The organism is Bradyrhizobium sp. RD5-C2, assembly GCF_019972155.1.
Taxonomy (GTDB): domain Bacteria; phylum Pseudomonadota; class Alphaproteobacteria; order Rhizobiales; family Xanthobacteraceae; genus Bradyrhizobium.
Genome location: NZ_BOVL01000056.1, coordinates 182,350 through 205,430 on the forward strand (window position 1 = coordinate 182,350; position 23,081 = coordinate 205,430).

19 protein-coding genes are annotated in these 23,081 nt (G+C 64.5%); 12 read left to right on the forward strand and 7 right to left on the reverse strand.

From position 1 onward, the window contains the following. Positions 1–17: 17 nt before the first annotated feature. The 3 genes from BraRD5C2_RS35545 to BraRD5C2_RS35555 all read left to right on the forward strand — a co-directional run bounded on the left by BraRD5C2_RS35545 (position 18) and on the right by BraRD5C2_RS35555 (position 4,234). Positions 18–1,964 carry a cyclic nucleotide-binding and patatin-like phospholipase domain-containing protein gene (locus BraRD5C2_RS35545; RefSeq protein ID WP_223976428.1) on the forward strand — a complete coding sequence of 649 codons (1,947 nt, stop codon included), beginning with the start codon at positions 18–20 and terminating at the stop codon, positions 1,962–1,964. 58 nt (positions 1,965–2,022) lie between these two features. Beyond that, positions 2,023–3,162 (forward strand): amidohydrolase/deacetylase family metallohydrolase, encoded by a 1,140-nt coding sequence (locus BraRD5C2_RS35550; RefSeq protein ID WP_223976430.1) that lies wholly within the window; start codon positions 2,023–2,025, stop codon positions 3,160–3,162. 217 nt (positions 3,163–3,379) lie between these two features. After that, positions 3,380–4,234, forward strand: a complete 855-nt coding sequence (locus tag BraRD5C2_RS35555; protein WP_223976432.1) for an SDR family NAD(P)-dependent oxidoreductase — start codon at positions 3,380–3,382, stop codon at positions 4,232–4,234. Positions 4,235–4,333: 99 nt separating this feature from the next. Here the strand turns inward: BraRD5C2_RS35555 and BraRD5C2_RS35560 are convergent, their stop codons facing one another. Further along, complete coding sequence (locus BraRD5C2_RS35560) at positions 4,334–5,083, reverse strand: potassium channel family protein (protein WP_223976670.1); 750 nt, start codon at positions 5,081–5,083, stop codon at positions 4,334–4,336. Between the two features lie 225 nt (positions 5,084–5,308). Here BraRD5C2_RS35560 and BraRD5C2_RS35565 point away from each other — a divergent pair, with 225 nt between their 5' ends. Next, positions 5,309–5,572, forward strand: coding sequence for a GlsB/YeaQ/YmgE family stress response membrane protein (locus tag BraRD5C2_RS35565; RefSeq protein ID WP_223976434.1), 264 nt, complete (start codon positions 5,309–5,311; stop codon positions 5,570–5,572). A 59-nt stretch (positions 5,573–5,631) separates the two neighbouring features. Here BraRD5C2_RS35565 and BraRD5C2_RS35570 read toward each other — a convergent pair whose 3' ends face one another. Continuing rightward, entirely contained in the window at positions 5,632–6,537 is a 906-nt protein-coding gene (locus BraRD5C2_RS35570) for a transglutaminase family protein (RefSeq protein WP_223976435.1), read from the reverse strand. Between the two features lie 352 nt (positions 6,538–6,889). On the opposite strand from BraRD5C2_RS35570, the gene BraRD5C2_RS35575 reads away from it, so the two are divergent. Continuing rightward, a complete protein-coding gene (locus BraRD5C2_RS35575; protein WP_223976437.1) occupies positions 6,890–8,899 on the forward strand; it encodes an SPFH domain-containing protein in 2,010 nt (669 codons plus the stop codon). Positions 8,900–9,219: 320 nt separating this feature from the next. Here BraRD5C2_RS35575 and BraRD5C2_RS35580 read toward each other — a convergent pair whose 3' ends face one another. Further along, entirely contained in the window at positions 9,220–10,830 is a 1,611-nt protein-coding gene (locus tag BraRD5C2_RS35580) for an ABC transporter substrate-binding protein (RefSeq protein ID WP_374708086.1), read from the reverse strand. Positions 10,831–11,171: 341 nt separating this feature from the next. Between BraRD5C2_RS35580 and BraRD5C2_RS35585 the strand changes: the two genes are divergently transcribed. The 4 genes from BraRD5C2_RS35585 to coaA all read left to right on the forward strand — a co-directional run bounded on the left by BraRD5C2_RS35585 (position 11,172) and on the right by coaA (position 15,887). Continuing rightward, entirely contained in the window at positions 11,172–12,032 is an 861-nt protein-coding gene (locus BraRD5C2_RS35585; protein ID WP_223976673.1) for an FAD binding domain-containing protein, read from the forward strand. 4 nt (positions 12,033–12,036) lie between these two features. Then, complete coding sequence (locus tag BraRD5C2_RS35590) at positions 12,037–12,519, forward strand: (2Fe-2S)-binding protein (RefSeq protein ID WP_223976439.1); 483 nt, start codon at positions 12,037–12,039, stop codon at positions 12,517–12,519. Next, a complete protein-coding gene (locus BraRD5C2_RS35595) occupies positions 12,516–14,774 on the forward strand; it encodes a xanthine dehydrogenase family protein molybdopterin-binding subunit (protein WP_223976441.1) in 2,259 nt (752 codons plus the stop codon). Before BraRD5C2_RS35590 ends, BraRD5C2_RS35595 begins: the two co-directional genes overlap by 4 nt. 180 nt (positions 14,775–14,954) lie before the next feature. Then, the gene (gene coaA, locus BraRD5C2_RS35600) at positions 14,955–15,887 is read left to right on the forward strand and encodes a type I pantothenate kinase (RefSeq protein WP_223976443.1); all 933 of its coding nucleotides are present in this window, start codon (positions 14,955–14,957) and stop codon (positions 15,885–15,887) included. 109 nt (positions 15,888–15,996) lie between these two features. On the opposite strand, the gene BraRD5C2_RS35605 is transcribed toward coaA, so the two are convergent. Next, positions 15,997–16,941 (reverse strand): ornithine cyclodeaminase family protein, encoded by a 945-nt coding sequence (locus BraRD5C2_RS35605; RefSeq protein ID WP_223976446.1) that lies wholly within the window; start codon positions 16,939–16,941, stop codon positions 15,997–15,999. Between the two features lie 156 nt (positions 16,942–17,097). On the opposite strand from BraRD5C2_RS35605, the gene BraRD5C2_RS35610 reads away from it, so the two are divergent. Both BraRD5C2_RS35610 and BraRD5C2_RS35615 read left to right on the forward strand, forming a co-directional pair. Next, positions 17,098–17,838 (forward strand): bestrophin-like domain, encoded by a 741-nt coding sequence (locus BraRD5C2_RS35610; RefSeq protein WP_223976448.1) that lies wholly within the window; start codon positions 17,098–17,100, stop codon positions 17,836–17,838. Between the two features lie 144 nt (positions 17,839–17,982). Further along, positions 17,983–18,363 carry a COG4315 family predicted lipoprotein gene (locus BraRD5C2_RS35615; RefSeq protein WP_223976450.1) on the forward strand — a complete coding sequence of 127 codons (381 nt, stop codon included), beginning with the start codon at positions 17,983–17,985 and terminating at the stop codon, positions 18,361–18,363. A 444-nt stretch (positions 18,364–18,807) separates the two neighbouring features. Here the strand turns inward: BraRD5C2_RS35615 and BraRD5C2_RS35620 are convergent, their stop codons facing one another. Further along, entirely contained in the window at positions 18,808–19,389 is a 582-nt protein-coding gene (locus tag BraRD5C2_RS35620) for an HdeD family acid-resistance protein (RefSeq protein WP_223976452.1), read from the reverse strand. 239 nt (positions 19,390–19,628) lie between these two features. On the opposite strand from BraRD5C2_RS35620, the gene BraRD5C2_RS35625 reads away from it, so the two are divergent. After that, positions 19,629–19,850, forward strand: a complete 222-nt coding sequence (locus BraRD5C2_RS35625) for a dodecin (RefSeq protein ID WP_223976455.1) — start codon at positions 19,629–19,631, stop codon at positions 19,848–19,850. Positions 19,851–20,143: 293 nt separating this feature from the next. Here BraRD5C2_RS35625 and BraRD5C2_RS35630 read toward each other — a convergent pair whose 3' ends face one another. Both BraRD5C2_RS35630 and BraRD5C2_RS35635 read right to left on the reverse strand, forming a co-directional pair. Further along, positions 20,144–20,704 carry a GNAT family N-acetyltransferase gene (locus tag BraRD5C2_RS35630; RefSeq protein ID WP_223976458.1) on the reverse strand — a complete coding sequence of 187 codons (561 nt, stop codon included), beginning with the start codon at positions 20,702–20,704 and terminating at the stop codon, positions 20,144–20,146. Between the two features lie 18 nt (positions 20,705–20,722). Then, positions 20,723–23,080, reverse strand: coding sequence for an Orn/Lys/Arg family decarboxylase (locus tag BraRD5C2_RS35635; protein ID WP_223976461.1), 2,358 nt, complete (start codon positions 23,078–23,080; stop codon positions 20,723–20,725). Between the last annotated feature and the right edge of the window lies 1 nt (position 23,081).

The window sequence follows — 23,081 nt, forward strand, 5'->3', positions numbered from 1 at the left end:
GGCGCTAACATCCGCCCATGCAATCGAACCGTGTGCCGCCGAGTGTAACGTTTGCGTGGGGAAACCTGTCCGAGGACTTCGCGCTGTTCCGTACGCTCAGCGCGGAGCAGCGGCTGATCGCCTTTGGCGCGATGACCCGGCGCGACCTGGTGCGTGGCGAGCTGCTCGTCGAGCAGGGCGGCGCCTCGGATTCATTGTTCCTGGTGCTGCACGGCGCACTCGCGGTGTACCGGACCGATCATCCCGAGCCGATTGCGGAGCTTCGCGCCGGCGAGCTGGTCGGCGAGATCGGCTTCTTCGCCAATATCCCGCGCACGGCCAACGTGATCGCGATCCGCGATACCAGCGTGCTGGTGCTGACGCGGGCGGCGTATGCGCGGCTAGTGCAGGAAACGCCCGGCGTCGTCGAGGCGGTGCTTGCCGCCCTTGCACAGCGCTTTGCCGTCCAGACCGCGCGACTGTTGCCGGCCCGGGCGTCGCCGAAGGCACGGACCGTCGCGCTGATTGCGGGCGGGCGGGAGCCGGTGCCGCCTGCCTTCGAACAGAGTTTGCGCGAAGGCCTTGCCGCCGCACGTGCCGAGATCGTCGATCTCGCGCGCATTCAGGCCATGTTCCCCGGCCGCGCGCTGGATTCTTCCGAGGTCGCCGACTGGCTCAACCGGATCGAGTATGACGCGCCGCTGGTGGCCTATTTCGGTGGTGCTGAAGCATCCGAATGGGCGCGCAAGACTATTCGCCAGGCCGACCTCGTGGTGTTCGCCTGCCGCGGTGATGCTCCGCCACCGGTTCTCAGCGAGATCGAAAGCTTCGCCTGCGGCGTGCATCCGGCGTCGGCGCGGCGCCTGGTTCGCGTTCATGATATCAGGCAACACGAGGTCAGCGGCACCGCGGCCTGGCTCGCGCGGCTGCCTTGCTTCATGCATCACCATGTCGCGCTCGAGGACCAGATCGATATCGAGAGCCTGGTGCGCTTCCTGTGCGGCCGCGCTGTCGGATTTGTCGCCGGCGGCGGCGGCAGCCTCGGCACCGCGCATGTCGGCGTCTACAAGGCGTTTCGCGAGCGCGGCGCGATGTTCGATATTTTTGTCGGCACCAGCGTCGGTTCGGCGATGGCGGCGGGCTTTGCCAAGAATTACGACGCCGAGCATCTCGAGCGCGGCACGCATGAGATCTTCGTCTCTAGCCGCAGCTTCCGCCGCCCGACCTGGCCGCGTTACGCGCTGCTGGACCACAAGGCCTTCGATCGGGCGCTTGCCGATCAGTACGGCCACACCTGCCGGATCGAGGATTGCTGGCGGCCGTTCGCGGCGGTCGCGACCAACCTGTCGACGCACAATCTCGAATTGATCCGGACCGGCCTGCTCTGGCAGGCGGTGCGGGCATCCAGCGCCATCCCCGGCCTGCTGCCGCCGTTCTACACGAAGGACGGCTCGATGCTGGTCGACGGATGTCTCGTCGACAACGTTCCGCTGGCGCAAATGCATCAGATGAAGAGCGGGCCGAACCTGGTGGTCCATTTCGGCGAGCCGGCGACCGAGATGTTCGACGTCGACTATGCCGCGCTGCCGGGAAGGTTCGAGCTGCTCGCGTCGCTGCTGACGCCGTTCCGGCGGAAAGCGCTTCCTGCCGCGCCGAGCGCCGTCAACGTGTTGTGGCGAAGCCTCGTCGCGCATCAGCGCTACGATACGCTGCCGACGACGCCGCTCGACTTCGTGATGCGCCCGCCGACGCCGGATGGCGTCGACGTGACCGATTTCGACCGCCACCAGGCAATCTTCGAATCCTCGTACCGCTGGGCGCAAGAGACCATCGCGGCCTCGGAGGCGGCGCATCATCCAGCCATTGCTGCGATCGTCGCGTCGGCCAAGGTAACGGACACGGGCACCGGCTTGTCCGCGGACAACAGTGCGGATCAGACGACGACTGTGACCGCACCCATTTCCCATCAGGCCCGCGTCGGCTGAACGTCTTGCAGGCGGCGTCGAAGTCGATCATCGTGCCGGCCGAAATCCGGAGATGACGATGCCTTTCGATCTAATTCTGCGTGGCGGACGGGTGATCGACCCGTCGCAAAAGCTCGATGCGGTGACGGATGTCGCCTTTGCCGGCGGCAAGGTCGCCGCGGTCGGCCGGGAGCTGAAGGCCGATCCCGCAACCGAGGTCCGCGACGTTTCCGGGCTGATCGTCTCGCCGGGGATCATCGACCTGCACACCCATGTCTATTGGGGCGGCACCTCGCTCGGCATCGACGCGGAAGAGTTCTGCCGGACGTCCGGCGTCACCACGTCGGTCGATACCGGCAGCGCCGGGCCCGGCAACTTCGCCGGTTTCCGCAAGCACGTGATCGAGCCGAGCCAGGTCCGCATCCTCGCCTATCTGCATGTCTCGCATGCCGGCATCTTCGGCTTCTCCGACCGCGTGATGGTCGGCGAGAGTGAGGAGTTGCGGCTGATGAATCCGGTCGACGCGGCGCGCGTGGCGGACGAGAACCGCGACCTCATCGTCGGCATCAAGGTGCGGGTCGGCCTGTTCGCCTCGGGCACCTCGGGGCTGGTGCCGCTCGAGATCGCGCTCGAGGTTGCCGAACAGGTCGGCATGCCCCTGATGGCGCATATCGATCATCCGCCGCCGAGCTACGAGGAGGTGCTCGCCCGCTTGCGCCCGGGCGATGTGCTGACCCATGCGTTCCGTCCGTTCCCCAACACGCCCGCGACCGCGCAGGGCACGGTGAAGAAGGTGGTGCTGGAGGCGCGCGAGCGCGGCGTGCTGTTCGATATCGGCCATGGCAAGGGCTCGTTTGCCTTCAAGACCGCGCGCGCGATGCTCGCCAACGGCTTCTACCCAGACACCATCTCTTCCGACATCCATCAGCTCTGCATCGACGGCCCGGCTTTCGACCAGGTGACGACGATGTCGAAATTCCTCTGCATGGGGATGTCGCTGCCGGACGTGATCGCGGCGTCCACCGTCAACGCCGCGATGGCGTTGCGTCGCCCGGAGCTCGGCAGCCTCAAGCCCGGCAGCGTCGGCGACGCCACGCTGATCTCGATCCGGGAAGGGCAGTTCGATTATGTCGACGTGGTCGGCGAACACCTGACGGGCGATCGCAAGATCGCGTCCGAAGGCGTCGTGATCGGTGGCCGCTGGTGGCATCCAAGATAGGGCGTGGTCTCGTAAGACCGGCGAGCGCTTTGCATTCATAAAGGCGACATGAAAGCTGGCCTGAATCGATGTCGGCCAAGAGCCCGGAGCGGACAGCCCGCACACTTCCCAATCGCTTGAAAGTGCGGTCATATGGCGTCCGGTGGCACTTGGACCTTTGACATTGGACGTTTGACACTTGGCGCCTTGGGGCGAGGGTGTCCGCTTGCACGGGGGAATGCGCGTGAAGGAACTCGCTGGAAAGACCGCGTTCGTGACCGGCGCAGCGTCAGGCATTGGATTGGGAATCGCGACAGCTCTCGCCCAGGCGGGGGTGAAAGTCATGCTTTGCGATATCGAAGAAGCGGCTTTGTCCACGGCGCTCGAGCAACTGCGGCTCACCAACGTCGATGTCGACGGCGTGAAAGCCGACGTCTCGCTCAAAGCCGAACTCGCCGCCGCCGCCGAAGCCACGACGGCCCGCTACGGCAAGGTGCATATCCTCGTCAACAACGCCGGCGTCGGCGGCGGTGGGCCCTATGGCACCTGGACCGACGCGTCATGGAATTGGACCCTGGGCGTCAACCTGATGGCGACCATTTGGGGGATCGAGATTTTCGGGCCGTTGATCGAGCAGCATGGCGAGGGTGGACACATCGTCTCCACTGCCTCGCTCGCCGGCCTTATTTCAGGGGGGAGCACTGCATACAACGTTTCAAAATATGGCGTGGTCGCGCTGTCCGAGGGACTGCGGCCTGAACTTGCGCCGCGCGGGATTGGCGTATCGGTGCTGTGTCCCGGGTTCATCCGCACTCAAATCGTGAACTCAGGGCGCAACCTGCCCAAGCGCTTCGAGGGGGCGGTCCGTGCCATGCCGACTTCAGGCCCGATTGCCGAGCGGATCAATCTGGTGCGCGAGCGCGTCTCTCAGGGCATCGATCCGATGTATGTCGGTGAACTCGTCCGCGAAGGCGTCGAAAACGACTGGCCATATATCTTCACCGACCTCGAATTCGAGCCGATCGTCGACGCGCGCTTCGCCGCAATCAAGCAGGGCTTTGACCGTATCCGTGGGCGCAACCCGAAACGTTGAGCGCGCAGGGCACGGTGAAGAGGTGGTGTCACTACCCGGCGTGATCGCCGCGTCCACTGTCAATGCCGCGATGGCGCTCCGGTGATCGCAAGATCGCGCCTAGACGGCGCCCTCGTCGGGAATATTCAACACGATGCCGCAGCTTTTGCAGTGGACAGCATCGATATCGTGACGAAGAAGGCCACAGGATGGGCATCTGAACCGCACCTTGCTTGGGCTGAACAACACCTTTGCCAGGTTCAGGAAGAGTGTGACACCGAATATCATGATCACAACTGTAATCATGCGACCCGGCGTTCCGGGTAAGGTGATATCGCCAAAGCCCGTGGTCGTGAGCGCGGTAATCGTGAAGTAAAGTGCGTCTGCGTAATTCTTGATGCCGGGGTTCACACCTCGCTGCGTTTCGTAAACCACGCCCGTCATGATGAAAACAAAGACGGACAGATTGGTGATTGCGACCAGCAGTTCTTCGTTGCGACGAAAGAAGACGCTGTCCTCACGGAGGAATCGTACCACCCGGTACGTTCGCAACAGCCGAAACGTGCGGAGTACGCGCAGGAAGGCCGCGGCTTCGCTCGCTGTTGCCGCCAGCAAGGATACAATCGCAGCGACGTCGGTCCAGGTCGTGATGCTGAGCAGTTCGCGGCTCACCCGACGACTTCCTGCCATGCGCAACATCAACTCGACCAGAAAGGCGACACCAAAGGCAACATCGAGGCCCCGTACCAAAGCACTGCGCGGCAGGAACGACGTGCCGATGATGAACAGGAGTGAGGCCAAATCAAAGACCAGAAGCGCATAGAGAAAGAGACGCGAATTAGCGCTGCGTCCACAGTACAGGTGGCGCATCGAAGTCCGAAATCGAGAAAGCGGCGTTCGGGGAGAGCCCTCAGCCTGCACTCCCAGTGCTGACACGCTTGTCGCCTCCACAGGCTGTGGCCTGCCAGCCTCCGGCACCTGGCCTAACCGTTCCTGCAACCACGCCAAATGACGAAGCTTGATGTAGATCAAGGCGGCAGCAACTGGTCCCGGTCAATTCCGACAGTCTGTTGCCAAAGCTGTGGGGTAAATCCAATGGGCGTTATTTGGACGATTATTATTGGTTTTATTGTCGGAGTGATCGCCAAGTTCATCATGCCTGGCGACAAGTCGGAGCCCAAGGGCTTCATTCTCACGGCCGTCCTTGGAATTGTCGGCGCTTTCGTCGCGACCTACCTTGGCCAGGCCGTTGGATGGTACGCACCCGGGGAGAGCACAGGCTTCATCGGTGCCGTTGTCGGCTCAATCATTCTGCTGTTTCTCTACGGCCTCGTGATGGGCCGCCAAGGGCGCGCTTGATTGATTGACCATCGGCGGTCGTCGCTACAGGCCGGCGATGATTGCCTTGCGGTTGGCCACTACCCTTCGGAAGGATCGCGAAACTCGCCGATCTTGCGTACGGCGACGTCGATCGACATCCCCAGATAGTCTTTCGCATCGCCAAACCATGAACCAGCCAGCGGGATCGCCTGGCCTGGATAGCGCGCAATCGCCACCGGGATCAGATCAAATCCGGCACTGATGCTGTTGGTCGGGTCATAATCCAGCCAACCGGCACCGGGAAGAAACACCTGCAGCCACGCATGCGTTGCGCCGGACCCGGTCATGCCAACGGCGCCACCGTCCACGGTTGCGTCATAAAGGTAGCCGCTGACGAAGCGCGCCGCAAACCCGAGCCGGCGCAAGGTCTCGATCATCAGCCAGGCAAAGTCCCGGCAGGTGCCGGACCTTGTGCGGAGAGTATCGCCTGGCGATTGCGTCCCCTCGGCATCCCTCGCGCAGTAGCGGAAAGAGTCGCGAAACGAGCCGAGCAGGCGCTGCAAAACATCGGTTGTTCGATCCTGGTCACCCGCGACGAAGCTCTTCGTCCATGTTGACACGCTGCCGTCGGGATCGTCCGCGTGAGGCCGCAGATAACCGGCGAGATCGGTCCACTCATCCGGGGTGTACTGTACCGGCACCTCGTCGGCCCGAGACTCGAGCGGAAACGCCTCAATCCCCTTCACCCCGAAATAGACTCCGCGAACCTTGAACGCGATTTTGAGTTCACTGGATCGCTCGCTGAAGTCCATCACCGTTATGGCGTTGGTCCGGGGGTCGGTAACCCAGCGGATCGTTGACGGCACGCTGGTCTTTACCGACCAGCTCAGCAGCCGCGCGGAGGCGCCGCGCCGCGGCAGGAACATGGCTCGATGGGTTCCGAAGGTGACAGGCGCTGCGTATCGGTAGGTGGTGGTATGGCTTATTTCGCCGAGCATCGCCATACGAACGTTCTCCCGGTTGGACTGCCGCATCGAGGAAGAACAAAGATCGGGTTAGCGCGTAGCCGAAGTAGTGAAACGCGCCGCCTACCGAACTTCATGCAGACGAAAGGAAGTTGATCTTGATCTAGGTCAACATCCCTGTGCTGCGAATGATGCGCAGTCGCAGCAAACCAATCGCGCCGATCGATGTCGCGCGACCGGTTCGCCGGTTCATGCTGTCATCAAAAAAAGATCGGCAGTGCGAATAATGTTCACGCCTTGCGCCGCCAAGGCCGCACCACATCTGCGCACCGCAATTCTTGGGTGAGGTTTGGCTCCCAAACCGCCCAGTTGCGAATTGTGGAGATGGACTATGGACTTCCTCGGTTTTCTTAATGGTTCAGGTTTGACTCAGCCTGCCATTTGGATCGCTGCAGCGGTCGCATGTGTGATCCTGCTGCGCATATCGAACGTATTTCGCTACATTCCCAACAACCAGGTCGGCATCGTCGAGAAGATGTGGGCGATGAGGGGCTCGATCGAGAACGGCTTCATCGCGCTGAACGGTGAGGCCGGCTACGAGCCGGAGGTGCTGCGCGGCGGCCTGCATGTGATGTTTCCCTTCATGTACCGGATCCACCGTTCGGACCTCGTGACCGTCGGCCAGGGCAAGATCGCCTATGTGTTCGCGCGCGACGGCGCGGTGCTGGAGCCTTCGCAGGTGCTCGGCGCCAACGACACCGAAGACAAGTCGGACTTCCAGGACGCGCGCCGCTTCCTGATCGGCGGCGGCCAAAAGGGTCCGCAGCGCAAGATCCTGCGCGAAGGCACCTATGCGATCAACACGACGCAGTTCGCCGTCATCACCGACGAGCGCGTTTATGGTCATGCGCTCAGCGAGCGGGAACGCGGCGTGCTCGAGAGCATGCAGCTCACGATCACCGAACGCTGGGGTTTTGCGCCGGTCGTGCTGGCGGCCGATCATGATCTGGTCGGCATCGTCACCGTGCATGACGGCCCGTCGCTGCCCCCGGGCGAGATCATCGCGCCCGAAGTCGGCATCGAGCTGCGCGACGCGGCGACCTTCCACAACAATTTCCAGGAGCCCGAGAAATTCCTGAGCGCCGGCGGCTATCGCGGCCGCCAGCTCCAGGTCATCGTCGAGGGCACCTGGTACATCAACCGCCTGTTCGCGACCGTCGAGGCGGTGCCGAAGACGGTGATCCCGGTCGGCAATGTCGGCGTCGTCATCTTCTATACCGGCCCGCGCACCGACGACGTTTCCGGCGAGCAGTATCGCCACGGCGAGCTGGTGCTGAACGGTAGCCGCGGCGTCTGGAAGGACCCGCTGTTGCCGGGCAAGTACGCGTTCAACACCTATGCCGGCAAGATCGAGGTGATCCCGACCGTCAACTTCATCCTGAAATGGATGCGCGGCGAGGTCGGATCGATGAAGCTCGACGAGAACCTGTCGGAAATCTCGCTGATCACCAAGGACGCGTTCGAGCCGACGCTGCCGCTCTCGGTGGTGATGCATATCGACTACAAGAAGGCACCGATGATCATCCAGCGCTTCGGCGACGTGAAGAAACTGGTCGAGCAGACGCTCGACCCGATGGTCAGCGCGTTCTTCAAGAACATCGCGCAGAAGATGACGCTGATCGAGCTGTTGCAGAACCGCGCCGCGATCCAGGAGGAAGCGGCCCACGACATGAAGGCGAGGTTCGAGAGCTATTCGCTCGATCTTCAGGAGGTGTTGATCGGCACGCCGCGCGCGGCCCCTGGTGACCACACCATCGAGAACATCCTGATCCAGCTCCGCTCGCGCCAGATCGCGCGCGAGCAGATCGAGACCTATCAGGAGCAGGAGAAGGCCGCGGTGCAGGAGCGCGCGCTGAACGAAGCCAAGGCGACGGCGGCGGCGCAGACGGCGCTGACGCAGTCGCTGATCCAGGTCAAGGTCAACGAGAACGAGGGCGCCGCTGCCTTGGCCCGTGCGCAGAAGGACGCCGAGACGAGGAAGGTGACCGCAGCCGCGGTCGGCGAGCAGTCGCGGCTGGAAGGCCAGGGCGAGGCCGACCGGGTGCTCGCGGTCGGTACCGCCAACGCGCAGGCGACCAAGCTGTCGGTCGATGCCTATGGCGGGCCGGAGTATCGCCTGGCCGAGCAGAACTTCGCGAAGTTCGCCGATGCGCTGACACGGATCAACCAGCCGCTGGTGCCGCAATTCCTGATGTCGGGCGGGCAGGGGCAAGAGAGCAGCAATGCGGGCCTGATCCCGACCGCGATGCTGAGCTCGATGTTCGGGCAGATGATGCCCGGCGCATTGGAGAAGTTGAAGGACGAGGCACCGAAGACCGCGCGCCGGACCAACGGTCAGTGAGGCGACGATACTCAGGCGAAGTCGAATAGCAGACAAGCGCGCTCCCTCTCCCGTTTGCGGGGGAGGGGCATTTGCATGAATTCGGAATATTAGAAATATATCGGTGATTTGCCCGACGTGTCAAGTTGCCCGGTGGTACGGCGGCGGCCGTCGGCTACTTTGCATGGGGTTGTTTTCGATATTTTGGCGGCGCGCAGCGGGGCGGCCCCCGGGGTAGGGGCTCGCTCCCCGAGCCACGTTGTGGAGAAAGCCGATCAAGCTGCCTGCGTGCTGCGGCTAACCGACCGATGATCTGCGGCCCAAAGATCGCGCCGCCGATCCTATTCCGTCTTGTCGACGTTCCAGAACACCGGCGGCGCCGGGCCTTCCAGCACGCCGGTCAGCGATTTGCGCCAGGCGCTCGGCAAGCGGAACTGGCCGAGCGGGACATAGATCACCTGGTCATAGGCCTGCTTCTGGATCTCCACCGCGAATTTCTTCTGGTCCTCAGCGGAAGTGGCGCGCGCGTAGGCGTCGCGCATCTGCTCGAGCTTGGCGTCCTCGGGCCAGCCGAACCAGGCCCGCTTGCCATTCGCGGCGATCTGGTTGTTGACGATCGGGTTCATCACCTCGGTCGCGCCCGTGAAGGTGAAGAACAGGTTCCAGCCGCCTTCCTTGGGCGGCTTCTGGCTGGCGCGGCGGCTCACCACGGTCTGCCAGTCGGTCACCTGCGCGTCGACGTTGAAGCCGGCCGCGCGCAACAGCTGCGCCGCGACGGTCGGCGGCCCCTTCAGCGTCTGCACGTCGCCGGGGATCATGATCACGACCGGCGTGCCGTCATAGCCGGAGGCGGCCAGCGCCTTCTTGGCCTCGGCCATGCCGTTGCCCTTGATCAGCGTCTCGGCGCCGGCGTCGCTGGCGAGCGGCGTGTCGCAGGCGAAATAGGAGCCGCAGATCTCGTAATATTTTGCGTTGCCGACGGTGGCGTCGAGCACGTCCTTCTGGTTCATCGCCAGGAATGCCGCGCGGCGGATTTTGGGATTGTCGAATGGCGGGTGCAGGAAGTTCATCCGGCCCTCGATCTGGAAGCCGAACTTGTTCAGCACGGCCACGGTGAGATCGGAATTGGCCTCGAGCACCGGCACCAGGTCGATCGACGGCTGTTCCAGGAAATCGATGTCGCCGGATTGCAGCGCGTTGATCGCGGTCTGCGCATCCGGCATCGTGATCCATTCGACGCGATCGACCTTTGCGACCTTGCCCCCCGACAGCCAATCCGGCTTTTCCTTGCGCGGCAGGTAGTCGGCGTTGCGCTCGTAGACCGCCTTCACGCCCGGCTGGAATTCCGCGGCGACGAACTTGAACGGCCCGCTGCCGATCTGCTCGGCGATCTGCTTGCCGGCTGGCGTTTCCGCGAGCCGCTTCGGCATCATGAAGGCGACATAGGACGAGGGCTTTGCCAGCGACTCCAGCACCAGGCCGTAGGGCTCCTTGAGCTTGAGCACGATCGTCTTCGGCCCGCCGGCTTCGAGGGAGGCGGTGAATTCGGCGAGCTTCTGCGCCATACCGTCAACGACGGTCCAGCGCTTCAGCGAGGCGATGCAGTCCTCCGCCGTGACCGGCGCGCCGTCATGCCATTTCAGGCCGTCGCGCAGCGTGAAGGTGTAGGTGAGCTTGTCGTCCGAGATCGTCCAGTCCGCCATCTGCGGCCGGACCTTGAAGCTTGAATCGATGCCGAGCAGCGTGTCGTAGACCATGTAGCCGTGGTCGCGGGTGATGTAGGCGGTGGTGAAACCGGGATCGATGATGCGCAGGTCCGAATGCATCACCGCCGAAATGGTCTTGCCCTTGCCGGCGGCGATGGCTCTCGATGAGAGGATAGCCGGGGCCGCGATCGCCGGCGGCACGCTGGCCGCAAGCTTGAGGAGCGTTCTGCGCGAAACATCGACCATTCGCTGTCCCCCAATTTTGTCGTTGCGCCGGCGCGTAGGCCGCAGCGGCCCGCATGCTTCACCAATCCGTGACGCAAAGCAAGCAAGGGCCATGCCGTCAATCTCAGGGTTTCGGCGGCGGGTTCGCGTGGACCGTGACGTGAACGTTCGATGACCATGGCAGGCGCCGCGCAAGCGCGCATCCTGCATAGGAGCCTGCGCTTCCTGCCGCACCTCACAGGCTGTTCGGACCCCGATCCGCCGTGTAGGCTTGTGGTCTGCCGGCCAGCAATAAGGCCATATCCCGCACATCCTAAGGGAACAAGCAGCCGAGGGAGACCAGAAGAACAGCCATGACCGATATCCGATACGTAGCACCGCGCACGCTTGATGAAGCGATTGGCGCATTTGCTGCCGCCGGGAGTGCCGCCCGCATTATGGCAGGGGGTACCGACTTATTGGTGCAAATGCGCTCCGGCCTGGTGCGGCCGGGATTGATCGTCGACATCAAGAAGATCGGCGAGATGACTGAGATCACCGAGGCCGCCGATGGCGGCTTCCGCGTCGGCGCTGCCGTCTCCGGCATGGAGCTCGCCGATCACGCGCGCTTCGGCAAGGTATGGCCCGGCGTGCTCGAGGCCGTGAACCTGATCGGCTCCAAGCAGGTGCAGGGCCGCGCCTCCGCCGGCGGCAATCTCTGCAACGGCTCGCCGGCCGGCGACAGCGTGCCGGCGATGATCGCGGCAGGCGCGGTCGTCACCGTGCAGGGCCCGAACGGCCGCCGCGAGCTCAAGGTCGAGGACGTGCCGGCCGGACCGGGCCGCACCAACCTCAAGCCCGGCGAGATCCTCGTCGGCTTCACCTTGCCGCCGCGGCCCGCGGGCTCGAGCGATGCGTACCTGCGGATGATCCCGCGCACCGAGATGGACATCGCGGTGGTCGGCATCGGCGTCAGCCTGACTCTGAAGGATGGCGTCTGCACCTCGGCTCGCGTCGGCCTCGGTGCGGTGGCGCCGACCGTGCTGCTGGTCGCGCCGGCTGCGCAAGCGTTGATCGGCTCGAAGCTTGACGACGCCGCGCTAGAGGCCGCTGCTGCGGCATGCCGCGCCGCCTGCCGTCCGATCGACGACAAGCGCGGCACCATTGCCTACAGGATAAAAACCGCCGGCGTGCTGCTCAAGCGCACCGCCGCGATCGCCGCCCAGCGTGCGGGAGGACACTAGCACCATGCCGAAACTGCACGTCACCACCTCCGTCAACGGCGAGCCGGTCGAATTCCTGTGTGAGCCGTATGAGACCATGCTCGACGCCTTGCGCGGGCAATTGGGGCTCACCGGCTCCAAGGAAGGCTGCGCCTCCGGCGATTGCGGCGCCTGTTCGATCACGCTCGATGGCCGGCTGGTCTGCTCCTGCCTGATGCTCGCGGCCGAGGCCGAAGGCCATGAGATCCGGACCATCGAGGGCATGGCCAAGGGCGGCGAGCTGCATCCCTTGCAGCAGAAATTCCTCGAGCACGCCGCGCTCCAGTGCGGCATCTGCACCTCGGGCATGCTGGTGGCCTCCGAGGCGCTGCTCGCGAAGAACTCAAATCCCACCGAAGAGGAAGTCCGCTTCTGGCTCGCCGGCAATCTCTGCCGGTGCACCGGTTACGACAAGATCGTCCGCGCGGTGATGGAGACCGCGGTTGAAATGCGGGAGATGCGGCCATGAACGTCGTCAACAACAAATGGATCGGCCAGCGCACCATCAGGCCCGATGGCGTCGACAAGGTGACCGGCCGTGCGGCGTTTGCCGCCGACACCACCATGCCAGGCATGATCTGGGGCAAGGTGCTGCGCAGCCCGCACCCGCACGCCCGCATCAAGTCAATCAGCACCGCGAAGGCCGAGGCGCTGCCCGGCGTGAAAGCCGTGGTCACCTCGCGCGACATCGTCGACTTCACGATCGCGAAGGGCGCAGTGATGCTCGGCATCCAGGATATGCGCTGGATGTGCCGCAACGTGATGGCGCGCGACAAGGCGCTGTTTCCTGGCCACCCCGTGGCCGCCGTCGCCGCGACCACGGAAGCGATCGCGGCGGAAGCCTGCAAGCTGATCGAGGTCGACTACGAGGTGCTGCCCTGGGCGATCGAGATCGACGACGCGCTCAAGCCTGACGCGCCGATCCTGCACGAGTTCAACAGATTCGACGGCAAGCCCTCGAACATCATGGGCCGCATCGAGTCCAAGAAGGGCGATATCGCGCAAGGCTTCAAGGACGCCGATGTCGTCATCGAGCGCTCCTTCACCACGCGCCCGGTGCACCAGGGCTATATCGAGCCGCATGCCTGCCTGATCTCGGTCGCGGCCGACGGCAAGACCACGATCTGGTCGTCGAGCCAGGGCCAGTTCATGGTGCGCGCGATGACCTCGATGCTCACAGGCATCCCGCAGAGCGACATCCGCGCCATTCCCGCCGAGATCGGCGGCGGTTTTGGTGGCAAGACCATCGTCTATCTCGAGCCGCTTGCGACCTTGCTTGCCAAGAAATCCGGCCGCCCGGTCAAGATGGTGATGACCCGGGAGGAGGTGATGCGCGCCACCGGGCCGACCTCGGGCTCGAAGAGCACGGTGAAGATCGGCGCCAAGAAGGACGGCACCATCGTTGCTGCCCATGGCAGCTTCTATCTGCAGGCCGGCGCCTTCCCGGGTTCGCCGATCCGTGGCGCGGTCGGGTGCAGCTTTGCACCGTACGAAATTCCGCATGTGCTGTCGGAAGGCTTCGACGTCTGCTCCAACCGCTCCAAGGTCGCGGCCTATCGCGCGCCCGGCGCGCCGATCGGCGCCTATGCGGTGGAATGCGTGCTCGACGAATTAGCCGAGGCGCTCAAGATCGATCCGCTGGCGCTGCGGCTGAAGAACGCAGCCAAGGAAGGCACCAAGGCGGCGCACGGCCCGGTGTTTCCGCGCATCGGCTATATCGAGACGCTGGAGGCCGCCAAGGACCATCCACATTATGCCGCGCCGCTCGGCAAATATCAGGGCAGGGGCGTCGCCTCCGGCTTCTGGTTCAACGCCGGCGGTGAATCCTCCGCGCAGGTCAACATCACCGAGGACGGCAACGTCGTCGTCACCACGGGGCACCCTGATATCGGTGGCTCGCGCGCCGGCATCGCCAATATCTGCGCCGAGCTGCTCGGCATCGACTACAAGCGCATCTCGGTGATCATCGGCGACACCCAGACGGTCGGCTTCTCCAACCTCACCGGCGGCAGCCGCGTGCTGTTCGCCTCCTCGATGGTGGTGACACAGGCGGCCGACAAGGTGATCGCGACCTTGCGCGAGCGCGCGGCGAAGATCTGGGAGATCGACCCTGAGGCCGTGAAGTGGGAGAACGGCGCCGCGCATCCCGTCAGTCCAAACGCCGGCCAGTTCGAGCCGCTGACGCTCGCCGACCTTGCCGAGAAAGCGCCGTCGCAGGGCGGCCCGATCGGCGCCAGCGTGCAGCTCAACACCCAGGGCGCCGAGGGCGGCTTCGGCACGCACATTTGCGATGTCGAGGTCGATGTCGATCTCGGGATCGTGCGCGTGATCCGCTACACCGCCGTGCAGGATGTCGGCCGCGCCGTGCATCCGAGCTATGTCGAGGGCCAGCTGCAAGGCGGCGTCGCGCAGGGCATCGGCTGGGCGCTGAACGAGGAGTACATCTACAACAAGGACGGCAAGGTCGATAATCCGGGCTTCCTCGATTACCGGATGCCGGTCTGTTCCGACCTGCCGATGCTCGACTGCGCGCTGGTCGAGGTGCCGAACCCGAAGCATCCGCAGGGCGTCAAGGGCGTCGGCGAAGTGCCGCTGGTCCCCGTCATGGCCGCAGTCGCCAACGCCGTCCACAACGCGCTCGGCAAACGCTTCTACAGCCTGCCGATGTCGCCGCCGAAGGTCTCGGCGGCGCTGGATGCGCCGGCGCAGCAAGCGGCGGAGTAGGGAGCGTAGGGCGGGTTAGGCGAAGCCGTAACCCGCCATCCTTCCGGGCATCGAGTAATGGCGGGTTACGCTAACGCTAACCCGCACTACGGTTCTGCGCCGAGACCTGCCCATTGACGTCGCTGGCTTGACCTCGGCAAGATCGATGGGATGCATCAGGCTCACCGTGAACGGATGAGAATGACCCAGCCCGACGAGCTCTCCGCCTACATGATGTTCGGCCGCGGCGACTGGGCGGCATTGCGCTCCAGCACGTCGCTGACACTGTCGGATGCCGATCTCACGGCGCTACGCGGCTTGAATGGGCCGATCACGTCGGCCGAAGTCAGCGACGTGTATCTGCCGCTGACGCGCCTGTTGAACCTGCATTTCTCGGCGGCGCGCGGTCTGATGCAGGTCAAGGCGGAGTTTCTCGGCCGGCCGGCCCGCCATTCGCCCTACATCGTCGCGCTAGCCGGGAGTGTCGGCGTCGGCAAGAGCACCTTTGCCCGTGTGCTGTGCGCGCTGCTGGCCGGCTGGGCCGATCACCCGCGGGTCGCGCTGGTGACGACCGACGGCTTCCTGCATTCCAACGCCGTTCTGGAAGAGCGCGGCCTGATGCGGCGCAAGGGCTTTCCCGAAAGTTACGATCTGCCACGGATGCTGCGGTTTCTCGCGGCTGCAAAGGCAGGTGAGCGTGAGCTCGAGCTGCCGGTCTACTCGCATCTGATCGGCGATATCGTGCCATCGGAACGGCAGGTCATCCAGCAACCGGACATCCTGGTGTTCGAGGGCCTCAACGTGCTGCTGGCGCGCGGCGCGGCACCGGTGGTGGTGTCGGATTTCTTCGACTTCTCGATCTATCTCGATGCCGATGAGGCCGACATCCAATCCTGGTATGTCGAGCGCTTCCTCAGGCTGCAGCCGACCGCGTTCCGGAACCCTGCCTCGTATTTCCACCACTACAGGGACCTGCCGCCCGGCGACGCGCGCGAGGTCGCGGAGCGGCTGTGGCGCGAGCATCATCGCGCCAACCTCAGGGAGAACATCCTGCCGACGCGGACGCGGGCTGACGTCGTGCTGCGCAAGCGCTCCGACCATTCGATCGGCGAGGTCTGGTTGCGGGAGACGTAAAGTAGAGAATGATGGCGTAGGGCGGGTTAGGCGAAGCCGTAACCCGCCGTCCTTTCCGCGTATCGAGTTACGTCGGCGGGTTACGCTTCGCTAACCCGCCCTACGATCCTCACCCCAGCTCCTTCCCCAGCTGCGCAAGCACCGTCTCGCAGGTCATCAGATCCAGATGTCCGCCGCCGGCGTTCTTGAAGAAGGTGATGTCGTCGGCCGACTGCCGGCCGGCGACCTTGCCGGTCGCGAGGTCGTAGTGATCGCCGAGCACGTCGCTCTCCTTGATCGCGCCGCTGGCGATCGGCTGCAGGATGTCGCCGACGCCGTCGAAGGCGGATTCCCTTCGGTCGACGAAGATGCGCGCGCGCCGCGCCGCCTCGTCGTCGGACTCGCGGGTGTCGGGGGTGAAGCCGCCGACTAGGTCGAGATGGGTGCCGGGCTTCAGGTTCGCGCCCTTCACCAGCGGCTCGCGCGAGCGGGTGCAGGTGGTGATGATGTCGGCCTCGCGTGTCGCGGCATCGAGATCGGTGACGATATCGGTGGCGATGCCGTCGCCCTCCAGCAGCGTCGCGAGCTCCTGCGCGCGCTCGACCGTCCGGTTCCAGATCCGTACCCGCTTCAGAGACGGCCGCACCGTGCGGTGGCCGCGCACCAGCCAGCGCGCCATCTCGCCGGCACCGACCACCAGCAGCGTCTCGGCATCCGGCCGCGCCAGGTGCTTGGCGCCGAGCGCGGAGTCCGCGGCGGTCTTCCAATGAGTGATTTCGGCGGCGTCCATCACCGCCAGCGGCCGTCCGTCGTTGCCGTCGAACAGCACGCAGACTGCCTGCACCGCCGGCAGCTTGCCGTGCGCGAGGTTGCCCGGGAAGCTGGTGTACAGCTTGGTCATCATGAAGCGGCCGGCGTCGACCGCGCTGCGGGTCACCAGCTGCTGGCCCTTGTCGTCGCCGAGATAGCTGTCGTGCACCGCAATCTTCGGCCGCCGGTGCGCGGCCTCGATCGCCTCGATCAGGATCGGAAAGGTCAGGATGCGGTTGACCTCGTGGTCGTCGACAATATGCACGTGTTGCTCTCCCCGGGGCGCCCTTGCGCGCCTGCCGGCGCGCCAAAGCCGCTCCGGACTGGATAGCGCGTAGGGAAGGCCAGTCAACCGGGCATGCGCCGCCGCGCGGCACTTGCTATCCTGCGCACCTGATTCTCTCGCAGGTCCTTGCAAGCCGTGGTTGCAGTCGTCGTCGCCATCCTGATCTTCATGCTGCTCGGCGGCGCCGCGCTTGCGACCATGGCGATCCATGGCCGGCTCGGCGAGCATCACCGCAGCGACGAGACCAATACCTCGGTACGCCTAGTCGCGACCCTGTTCGTCACCATGCCGTCGCTGCTGCTCGGCCTGATGATGAACAATTCGGCCAACACCTATGCGGCGGTAGACCGCAACCTGCATGTCTTCGCCACCGACCTCATTCTGCTCGACCGCAGCCTGCGGCCGCTCGGCCCCAGCGCCGACGAGCCACGCAAGCGGCTGGTCGCCTATGTCGAGCAGGCGCTCAAGGACGTCCCGATCTCGCGCGCGAACGAGGTGTCCGAACATCTGCTCGACGAGGTCGGCACCAGTCTCCGCGAGCTGAAGTTCAACGACGAGCAGAAGATCGCGTTGTGGAACGAGGCCCGGTCGGTCTATCGCCAGGCGGTGCAGCAGCGCTGGACCTTTGTCGAGCAGTCCGACAGTTCGTTTCCATCGCCGCTGATCTGCATCCTGGTCGGATGGCTGACGCTGATGTTCGCGACGCTGGGCTTTCGCGCGCCGCGCAATGCGGTGGTGGTCTCGACCTACATCGGCGCGGCGGCGCTGATCGCTGCCGCGATCTATCTGATCCTCGAAATGAGCACGCCGTTCTCCGGTCCGATCCAGCTCTCCGACCGCCCGCTGGTACGCGCGGCCGAGGAGATCAGGCGGTAGCTGCCGGTATCGGCACGCGCTCTCGGCTTTATTCCCTTTACGCCCGTCGCTCGGCCCGAAATTGTTTCCGCGCCGCTGGCGGAATAGCGCGCGCCTTCCGGCGTCCTACGCATGCAAGCCATTTGCATTCGAAAGGGAGATCTCATGAAGACAACGCTCGCACTCGCCATCGCCGCTTCATTCGCACTCGCGTCCGCAGCTCTTGCCGCGCCGCCGACCAAGACCGGCACCACGGCGAAGGGCTCGGTTCTGACCGATGCCAAGGGCATGACGCTCTACACCTTCGACAAGGACACCGAAGGCAAGTCGGCCTGCAATGGTCCCTGTGCGACCAACTGGCCGGTGCTGAAGGCGGAAGCCAGCGACAAGGCCGAAGGCGGCTACACCATTATCGCCCGTGACGACGGCTCGAAGCAGTGGGCCTACAAGGGCAAGCCGCTCTATACCTTCGCCAAGGACCAGAAGGCCGGCGACACTACCGGCGACGGCTTTCTCAACGGCGCCTGGCACCTCGCGCAGCCCTGAGCCGTTGCGGGGAGAACGGGAGGGCGGGTTAGCGCAAGCGTAACCCGCCGTCTCTGCGCGCTGCGGCGCGTTACGCTACGCTAACCCGCGCCACGATTGTGCTAGCGGCCGCCGCCACCGCCGCCACCGCCGCCACCACCTCGGCCGCCGTTCATCAGGGCCTAATTGTAGCGAGGATCGGACTGTTTCATGTAGTCCGGCGAGATGTCGCGGCTGCGCGCACGAACCGGATCGGCAACTGGAGTTGGCTGCCCGCATCCCATGTAGAGGAAGAAGCCGCAGGGCGGAACGACGCGCGGCTGGCCCGCTCGTCAAATTGGACGGGACCTGATGGAACTGGGTTCGAGCGAGAAGCTGCGATTTGGCGATGTGGACACGACAACGTGAAGGCGCGAACGCTCGCGCCTTATGCCGGGCCGGCCGGTTCGCCTGGGCCTTGCGAATTCACGCTCGCTGCTTCAGCGCCATGCCCATGCTGATCCAGCTGACGCCGGCGCAGATCAGGTCGACGCTGAGGAAGATGCCGAGCACATACAGGCTCGACACCGGCCAGCGCGCCAGGATCATGGCCCCGAGCACCAGCGTGATCAGCCCGGAGATCGCGACCATTCCCCACGGCGCGGCCGAGTTCATGCCGAACGCCAGGAAGATGCGGACGATGCCGGAGACCACCAGTGCGACGCCGAGGAACAGCGTCAGCGTCGCTGCGGCGAGCAAGGGGTTCTCGAAGGTGATGAAGCCGGCAACGACATAGAGCGCGCCGAGCAGCAGCCAGAACAGGAACTTGCCCCACGTCTTGAACTGGAAGGCGTTGATGATCTCGGCAACGCCGGCGACGATCATCATCGCGCCGACGAACAGCACGCTGACGACGGTGGCAAAGAACACGCTGCCGAAGGCGAACACGCCTGCGATCAGGTAGATCACGCCAAGGGCGACGATCCAGCCCCATTTCGCGCGAAGGTTGGCAAGCCCGGATCCGAGGCTGTGAGGAGGTGTGGCGGGTGAGCTGGACGCTGTCGACATCGTATCGCTCCCGAATACTTGGTCAAACCATGCTACCATAGGTCATGGCGCGGACAAGGGCAGGCGCCCGGCTGGCACCAAATGCATGCTGGCACCAAAGGCGCTGCAACACGTTGATTCAAGTCAACCGGTGTGTTGCCGCGCAGCATTCGTGGTTTGACGACAGCCCGTACCGGACGACGGACTGTCCGGATCGGAGTGCAAATTGTCCGGATCGCGCATCCACAGAGGAGGTCGACATGCCCACCACGCACGACAAGGACCACGTCTACAAGATCCTCGAACTGGTCGGATCATCGGACAAGAGCATCGAGGCGGCGATCGAGAACGCCGTCACCCGTGCCTCGAAGACGATCCGGGAAATGAAATGGTTCGAGGTGGTGCAGACCCGGGGCCATATCGAAGACGGCAAGGTCCGGCACTATCAGGTGGCACTGCGGGTCGGGTTTACGCTGGAGTAGGCACCTCCTCGTCATTCCGGGTTCGGCGCTTCGCGCCGCCCTCAGGTGCGCAATTGCGCGCTGGGGAATGACGGGCTGCGACAAAACGGCCCGACGGGCAACTCAGCAAATTCTGGCTCGCAGATGGTGCGACAAATTCAGTGTCGTCCCGGCGTAGGCCGGGACCCATCACCACCGAAGGTGATTGTTGCACGACGCTGGGGCACAGCTTTCCTCACCAACCCAATCCTGTGGTTATGGGTCCCGGCCTTCGCCGGGACGACGAATGGAAAGAGCGGTGCCCCCATCCCCGATCACCGCCGCGACAGCGGCGCGGGTGGGGGTGGGGCGGTGGCGCCGGCGGCGAGCGAGCGTTGCACCATCACGGTGTCGGACCAGCGGCCGTAGCGATAGGCGACGCCGGGCAGATGGCCGACGCGCGCGAAGCCGAAGCGCTCGTGCAGCGCCAGCGACGCGGCGTTGTCGCTGTCGATATAGCCGATCATCTGGCGGAAGCCGGAAGCGGCGCAAGTGTCGACCAATTCCTGCAACAGCCGGCCGCCGACGCCCTTGCCGGTGAAGCCGTGGTGAATATAGATCGAATGCTTCACCGTGTAGCGATAGGCCGGGCGCTTGCGGAACTGGACCACATAGGCATAGCCGACCACTTCGCCGTCGCACAGAGCGACCAGATGCGGCAGGCGGGTGTTGCGCAAATTCTTGCGGCGGTCGCGCAGGTCGTCGGGCTCCGGCGTGCCGGAATCGTCGACGCTTTCCTCGATGCCGTGGCGGATGTGATAGCGGTAGATCGACAGCATCGCATCGACGTCGCTATCGCGCGAGGGGCGGACGGTGATCTTGCGATCATTCTCCATTGTGTTGCGTCCGCTGGCCTATTCGGACACGACATAGGTGTAGAAGCGGACGCGGCCCGCGTCGTCGATCTCCTTGTAGATGCCCTGGACCTCGACCTCGAAGCCCGGGAACGCATTGAAGCTCGCCTCGAACATCTTGAGGTAATCGATCATCGGCTTGCTGCGTTCCGACAGCCGCTCGCCGGGCACGATGGTGGCGATGCCGGGTGGATAGACCACGAACGGCGTCGCGGCGATGCGGCCGAAGATCTGGTCGATCGGCAGATAGTCGACGTCATTGCGGATCAGATATTGCGCCGCCTGGCGCGGCGACATCGCGATCTCGGGGAGGTGCTCGGGCAGGAATTGCTTGGCCTGCAGCGTGCTGACGCCGCCGTCGCGGAAGAAGCGGTGCATGTCGCCGCAAAGGTCGCGCAGCCGCACGCCGGTGTAGCGTTGCGGGCGGCGGCGGAAGAATTCGGGGATGACGTCCTCGACCAACGCGTTGTCGTCGTGCAGCTTCTTAAAGGCGACGAGCCCGGACACCAGCGTGCCCGCCTTGCTGGCCTCGACGCCGGGCGTCAGCAGGAACAGCAGAGAGTTGAGGTCGTTCTTCTCGGCGACGATCTGGTTCTCGCGCAGATATTGCGCCACGACCGGCGCGGGGATGCCGTGATCGGCATAGGCGCCGGTGGCGTGATCGAAGCCCGGCGTCAGCAAGGTGAGCTTGTTCGGGTCGGTCATCGCAAAGCCTTCCGTCAGCTCGGGGAAGCCGTGCCAGGTTTGGCCGGGACTGAGCTGCCAGTAGGACGGATTGGTCGCGAGCTGATCGGTCGAGATCGTTTCCCAGGCGACATTGTGCACACCGCGTTCGCGCGCAACGTCGGGGATCATCACGCGGTCCGGCACGAACGGCTCGAAGAACCAGCGCCGCTCCGCACGCGTCTCCTTCTCCTCGAACTCGCGCTTCACGGCACGGATCTTCTTGCGCAGCTCGATGCCGAGCCGGATCGTATCGTCCCACAACACTTCGCCGGAGCGGCCCTTCATCATCTGCGCGCCGACGTCGAGCGAGGCGAAGATCGGATAGAACGGCGAGGTCGAGGCGTGCTGCATGAAGCTTTCGTTGAAGCGGCGATGCTCGACCCGGCGCTTCTGGCCCTTGATGTGGCGGTCGCGGATGTGAATCTGGGACGCCTGCGAGAAGCTCGCGAGCTGCTTGTGGGTCGATTGGGTGGCGATGATGCCGGGCGCCTCGGGGCCGAGATTCGAAAGTCCCATCGCGAAGCGGCCGGAATAGATCGGGTGGAATTTCATGAAGCCGGCCCAGGCCTCGTCGAACAGGATGTAGTCGCAGAGATGGCCGATCCGCTTCAGGATCATCTCGGCGGAGTGGATGGTGCCGTCATAGGTGCATTGCTCGACCACGGCGACGCGGAACGGACGCTCCTTCTTCCAGGCGTTCTCGTCCTTGACCAGCGGGTGCTTGCGGATCTGGTCGCGCAGCGTGCCCTCGTCGAGCAGGTCCCAGCGCATCGGGCCGATCAGGCCCCAGGCGTTGCGCACGGTCGGCACATAGACCGGGATGCCGCCGCCGATCAGAAGTGCGCCGTGATGGGCGGCCTTGTGGTTGTTGCGGTCGAACAGCACGAGGTCGCCGTCGGTGACCAGCGAGCCGAGCGCGACCTTGTTGGAGGTCGAGGTGCCGTTGAGCACGAAATAGGTCTTTTCGGCGCCGAAGATCTTGGCGGCTTCCTTTTGCGCCCGCAGCGCCGGCCCCTCATGGGTGAGGAGGTCGCCGAGATCGAGCACGGAATTGTCGAGGTCGTCGCGGAACACCGCCTCGCCGAGATGCTCGACGAACACCCGGCCGATCGGGCTGCGGCTGTAGAACACGCCGCCATTGTGGCCCGGGCAGGTCCAGAGCTGGTTGCCTTCCTCGGCATAGTCGACCAGCGCGCCGAAGAACGGCGTCTTCAGGTTCTCGGCATACTGCTTCAGCCTGGAGATCAGGTTCTTGGCGATGAAGGAGGGGGTTTCCTCGGACAGGAACACATAGCCGTCGATGAAATCGAGCACCTCGACCGGCAGGTCCTCGAACCGCTTGCGGCGGATCAGCAGGAGGATCGGGAAGTCGAGGCCGCGCCGGCGCATCAGATTGATCAGCGCCGCGGTCTTGCCCTCGAGTCCCTTCTTGCCCCAGTCGACCACCATGCAGCCGATCGCCGCATCGGTCTGCACCGCGATTTCGGCATCTTCCAGCTTGCGGGCGCGGACCACTTCGAAGCCGGAGCGCTCGATTTCGGCGATGATCTGGTTGAAGCGGATGCCTTCGAGGTCGTCGGCATCGAAAACCGGCGCCGCGAACAGGAAGTTGAAGCGTTTGAAATAGTCCATG

Excerpts from the sequence above, each read along its gene's own strand:
- BraRD5C2_RS35630 (WP_223976458.1), bottom strand. The coding sequence starts at position 20,704 with ATGGAGAATGATCGCAAGATCACCGTCCGCCCCTCGCGCGATAGCGAC.
- BraRD5C2_RS35565 (WP_223976434.1), top strand. The coding sequence starts at position 5,309 with ATGGGCGTTATTTGGACGATTATTATTGGTTTTATTGTCGGAGTGATC.
- BraRD5C2_RS35555 (WP_223976432.1), top strand. The coding sequence starts at position 3,380 with ATGCGCGTGAAGGAACTCGCTGGAAAGACCGCGTTCGTGACCGGCGCA.
- BraRD5C2_RS35635 (WP_223976461.1), bottom strand. The coding sequence starts at position 23,080 with ATGGACTATTTCAAACGCTTCAACTTCCTGTTCGCGGCGCCGGTTTTC.
- BraRD5C2_RS35595 (WP_223976441.1), top strand. The coding sequence starts at position 12,516 with ATGAACGTCGTCAACAACAAATGGATCGGCCAGCGCACCATCAGGCCC.
- coaA (WP_223976443.1), top strand. The coding sequence starts at position 14,955 with ATGACCCAGCCCGACGAGCTCTCCGCCTACATGATGTTCGGCCGCGGC.
- BraRD5C2_RS35615 (WP_223976450.1), top strand. The coding sequence starts at position 17,983 with ATGAAGACAACGCTCGCACTCGCCATCGCCGCTTCATTCGCACTCGCG.
- BraRD5C2_RS35575 (WP_223976437.1), top strand. The coding sequence starts at position 6,890 with ATGGACTTCCTCGGTTTTCTTAATGGTTCAGGTTTGACTCAGCCTGCC.
- BraRD5C2_RS35580 (WP_374708086.1), bottom strand. The coding sequence starts at position 10,830 with ATGGTCGATGTTTCGCGCAGAACGCTCCTCAAGCTTGCGGCCAGCGTG.
- BraRD5C2_RS35550 (WP_223976430.1), top strand. The coding sequence starts at position 2,023 with ATGCCTTTCGATCTAATTCTGCGTGGCGGACGGGTGATCGACCCGTCG.
- BraRD5C2_RS35625 (WP_223976455.1), top strand. The coding sequence starts at position 19,629 with ATGCCCACCACGCACGACAAGGACCACGTCTACAAGATCCTCGAACTG.
- BraRD5C2_RS35620 (WP_223976452.1), bottom strand. The coding sequence starts at position 19,389 with ATGTCGACAGCGTCCAGCTCACCCGCCACACCTCCTCACAGCCTCGGA.
- BraRD5C2_RS35570 (WP_223976435.1), bottom strand. The coding sequence starts at position 6,537 with ATGGCGATGCTCGGCGAAATAAGCCATACCACCACCTACCGATACGCA.
- BraRD5C2_RS35590 (WP_223976439.1), top strand. The coding sequence starts at position 12,037 with ATGCCGAAACTGCACGTCACCACCTCCGTCAACGGCGAGCCGGTCGAA.
- BraRD5C2_RS35545 (WP_223976428.1), top strand. The coding sequence starts at position 18 with ATGCAATCGAACCGTGTGCCGCCGAGTGTAACGTTTGCGTGGGGAAAC.
- BraRD5C2_RS35560 (WP_223976670.1), bottom strand. The coding sequence starts at position 5,083 with ATGCGCCACCTGTACTGTGGACGCAGCGCTAATTCGCGTCTCTTTCTC.